Origin of the sequence: Roseateles sp., from assembly GCF_044373315.1 — a bacterium.
Classification (GTDB): Bacteria; Pseudomonadota; Gammaproteobacteria; order Burkholderiales; family Burkholderiaceae_C; genus JACDQM01.
Window position 1 is genome coordinate 1 of the sequence record NZ_JBILQK010000183.1, and the last position, 3,947, is coordinate 3,947.

Genomic DNA, 3,947 nt, shown 5'->3' on the forward strand with positions numbered 1-3,947 from the left:
GGACTCTCCACCAGCAGCGGCTGGTGGCCCAGGGCCTCGATGGCGCTGGCCTCGTCGGTCACGCCCTCGGTACCAGCCGCCAGCGCCGGCTTCAGCAGGCCAAGGCGAAACATCTGCGGCGTCTGCGCGGCCCACTTGCCGCGCCGGTCCACGGTGGCGGCCACGCGACCAGAGTCCGTCGCGTCCTTCAGCGTGTCGGCCACCGGCAGCGCCAGCAGGCCGCCGACCTCGTCGTCGGCGCAGGCGGCAATCAAGCGCGAGACCCACTCAGGCCGCAGCAGGCAGCGTGCTGCGTCGTGCACCAGCACCCAGTCATGCGGCTGCGCGCCACGCGCCAGCAGCTCGATCAGTCCATTGGCCACGCTCTCGGCGCGCGTGGCGCCGCCGCAGCGGGCCACCCAGGCGCGCTCGCCGGTAAAACCTGGCACCGCGGCCTCGAATTGATCGTCCTCGGGCGACAGCACCACCAGCGTGGCCTCAAGACCTGGCACCGCGGCCAGCGCGTCCAGCGTGTGGGCCATCATCGCGCGACCGGCCAGATTCACGTATTGCTTGGGGCGGTCGGCGCCTGAGCGCGCGCCGACACCGGCGGCCGGCACCAGCGCATAGCAGCGCGGCTCCAGCCCGATGGGAAAGGTCGTCATGGCCGGCATTCTAGGGACCCCGCCTACACTTCAGGCCCGCGGCGCAATGCTGCCGCTGCACGCTTTCCCCCGCACGCCTCTTCTCCATGCAAGACATCGCCGCCATCCGCCAGCGCCTGCGCGCCCTGGGCGCCGGCCCACAGCACGAGCAACGCCTGCTGCGCGACTGGGTCCAGGCCCGCCCGCATGAGCAGGGCCGGCGCCGGCCGCAGGACTTCCTGCCGCTGGCGGTCCGCGAAGACTTGCCCCGGCTCGATGCCGATTTGCAAGGCATTGCCCGCCTGGTCTCCAGCCATCCGGGCGAGGACGGCTCGGCGCGCCTGCTGGTGGCGCTGGCCGATGGGCAGACGGTCGAGAGCGTGCTGCTGCCGCGCGACGGACTCTGCGTCTCGTCGCAGGTCGGCTGCGCGGTGGGCTGCCAGTTCTGCATGACCGGCAAGGACGGCCTGATCCGCCAAGTCGGCAGCGCCGAGATCGTGGCCCAGGTGGCGCTGGCGCGCTCGCTGCGCCCCGTCAAGAAGGTGGTGTTCATGGGCATGGGCGAGCCAGCCCACAACCTGGACAACGTGATGGCGGCCATCGAGCTGCTGGGCACCGCCGGCAATATCGGCCACAAGAACCTGGTGTTCTCCACCGTTGGAGACCCGCGCGTGTTCGAGCGCCTGCCGCAAGGGCCGGTGAAACCGGCGCTGGCCTTGTCGCTGCACACCAGCAAGCCGGCGCTGCGCGAGCAACTGCTGCCGCGCGCACCGCGCCTCAGCCCGGAGGAGCTGGTCGAGGCCGGCGAGCGCTATGCGCGCGAAACCGGCTATCCGATCCAGTACCAGTGGACGCTGATCGAAGGTGTCAACGACGGCCCGGACGAGATGGACGGCATCGTGCGCCTGCTCAAGGGCAAGTACGGCGTGCTGAACATGATCCCCTACAACAGCGTGCCCGAGCTGCCCTTCCAGCGTCCCAGCTGGGACAAGGCCCGCGAGATTGCGCGCCAGCTGCACCAGCGCGGCGTGCTGACCAAGCTGCGCGACTCCGCCGGGCAGGACGTGGATGGCGGCTGTGGCCAGCTGCGCGCCCGCGCCGCGCAGGACGGATTGCGGCCGGTGCGTCTGATGCCGCGCGCAGCCCGATAAAATCGGCCGCTTGTTCAGCCACCAAGTGACAGCGCGCCACGCCGCGCTGCCCAGCCGATGTCCAACGCCCCCGAAGCCGACGCGCTCAAGCCCAGCAATTTCCTGCGCACCATCATCGAACGCGATCTGGACCCGGCCGAGCAACAGCGACAGGGTGAGCGCCGTTTCGCCGGCAGCCCGGGCGATGCCGCCCACCACGCGGCCGGCCCGCTGGACCCGGCCAGGATGCGTACCCGCTTCCCGCCGGAGCCGAACGGCTATCTGCACATCGGCCATGCCAAGAGCATCTGCCTGAACTTCGGCCTGGCGCGCGACTATGGCGGCGTCTGCCACCTGCGTTTCGACGACACCAATCCGGAGAAGGAAGAGCAGGAGTACGTCGACGCCATCAAGGAGATGGTGGCCTGGCTGGGCTGGAGCTGGGATCAGCACGGCACCTCGCACCTGTTCTACGCCAGCAACTATTTCGACTTCATGTACCGCGCGGCCGAGACGCTGATCGAGGGCGGCCATGCCTATGTCGATGAGCAGACGCCTGAAGAGATGCGCGTCAATCGCGGCGACTTCACGACACCGGGCACCAACAGCCCCTTCCGCGATCGCAGCCCGGCAGAGAACCTGGCGCGCTTTCGCGAGATGCGCGATGGCAAGCATGCCGATGGCGCGATGGTCTTGCGCGCCAAGATCGATATGGCCTCGCCCAATATCAATCTGCGCGACCCGGCGCTGTACCGCATCCGCCGCGCGACGCACCACAACACCGGCGACCAGTGGTGCATCTACCCGATGTACACCTACGCGCACCCGATCGAGGACGCGCTGGAGCGCATCACGCATTCAATCTGCACGCTGGAGTTCGAAGACCAGCGGCCCTTCTACGACTGGCTGCTGGAGCACCTGGCCGACGCTGGCCTGCTAGCTCGCCCGCTGCCGCACCAGTACGAGTTCGGCCGCCTGAACCTGAGCTATGTGGTGACCAGCAAGCGCAAGCTGCGCCAGCTGGTGGAAGAGAACCATGTGAGCGGCTGGGATGACCCGCGCATGCCTACCCTGGTCGGCATGCGCCGGCGCGGCTACACGCCGGAGAGCATTCGTGCGATGGTGGACTCCACCGCGGTGACCAAGCAGAACGCCTGGATCGACTACAGCGTGCTGGACGGCTATCTGCGCGCCGACCTGGAAGGCAAGGCGGCACGCGCCAGCGCGGTGCTGGACCCGCTGAAGCTCAAGCTGACGAACTTCGCCGAGATCTTCGGCTCGCTGGAGCACCGCGAACCCTGCTCTGCGCCGGCACATCCGCATCTGCCTGAGCTGGGCCAGCGCGCCTTCTCCTTCGGCCCTGAGCTGTGGGTCGAGCGCGAGGACTTCATGGAAGTGCCAAGCAAGGGCTACCACCGCCTTTTCCCCGGCAACAAGACGCGCCTGAAGTACGGCTATGTGGTCGAGTGCACCGGCTGCGAGAAGGATGCCGACGGCAACATCACCGCCGTGCTGGCCACCATCGTGCCGGACACCAAGAGCGGCACGCCAGGCTCGGATGCGGTCAAGGTGAAGGGCGTGATCACCTGGGTGGGCGCGCATGAGGCGGTGGCGGCCGAGGTGCGCTTGTACGACCGTCTGTTCACCGTGCCGCAGCCGGGCGCTGGCGAGGCAGACTTCCTCACCGAGATCAATCCGGACAGCTGCCGCGTGGTGCAGGCCTGGCTGGAGCCTTCGCTGACTGGGGTGGCGGCGGAGTCGCGCTACCAGTTCGAGCGGCATGGCTACTTCATTGCGGACCGCAAGGATCACCGGGCGGATCGGCCTGTGTTCAACAAGATCACGGGCTTGAGGGACGGGTGGGGAAAGTGAATTCCCCTCGCTAGGCTGTGGGTGCCGGTATTCGCTGGTGGGATTGAGTTCTTCGAGAGCGCGCGCCGGGGCGAAGACCCGGCGCGCTCTCTCAACCGCAGTCAGTCCCCTTCGAGCGTAGCGGCACCGCCAGCAGCGCGAAGGATCAAAGCTCCGCCAGATCCGCCATCCGGCGCACCTTTACCTTGCGCCCCTTCAATTTCCCCTCCGACAGGCGCTTGACCGCCTCCCGGGCAATGCTGCGCTCCACCGCCACATAGCTGTGGAACTCGGTGATGTTGATCTTGCCGACCTGCTCGAAAGTGAAGCCGGCCTCGCCGGT

General features: G+C 68.1%; 4 protein-coding genes. 2 read left to right on the forward strand and 2 right to left on the reverse strand.

From position 1 onward, the window contains the following. A partial coding sequence (gene ispD / locus ACIQ67_RS20000; protein WP_397536129.1) for a 2-C-methyl-D-erythritol 4-phosphate cytidylyltransferase occupies positions 1-644 on the reverse strand: 644 nt, incomplete at its 3' end. Positions 645-730: 86 nt separating this feature from the next. Between ispD and ACIQ67_RS20005 the strand changes: the two genes are divergently transcribed. Beyond that, on the forward strand, positions 731-1,774 hold the full coding sequence (locus ACIQ67_RS20005; RefSeq protein ID WP_397536130.1) for an RNA methyltransferase: 1,044 nt from the start codon (positions 731-733) through the stop codon (positions 1,772-1,774). A gap of 57 nt (positions 1,775-1,831) precedes the next feature. Next, positions 1,832-3,625, forward strand: a complete 1,794-nt coding sequence (locus ACIQ67_RS20010) for a glutamine--tRNA ligase/YqeY domain fusion protein (protein WP_397536131.1) — start codon at positions 1,832-1,834, stop codon at positions 3,623-3,625. A gap of 145 nt (positions 3,626-3,770) precedes the next feature. On the opposite strand, the gene ACIQ67_RS20015 is transcribed toward ACIQ67_RS20010, so the two are convergent. After that, on the reverse strand, positions 3,771-3,947 hold a 177-nt coding region (locus ACIQ67_RS20015; RefSeq protein ID WP_397536132.1), incomplete at its 5' end, for a DbpA RNA binding domain-containing protein.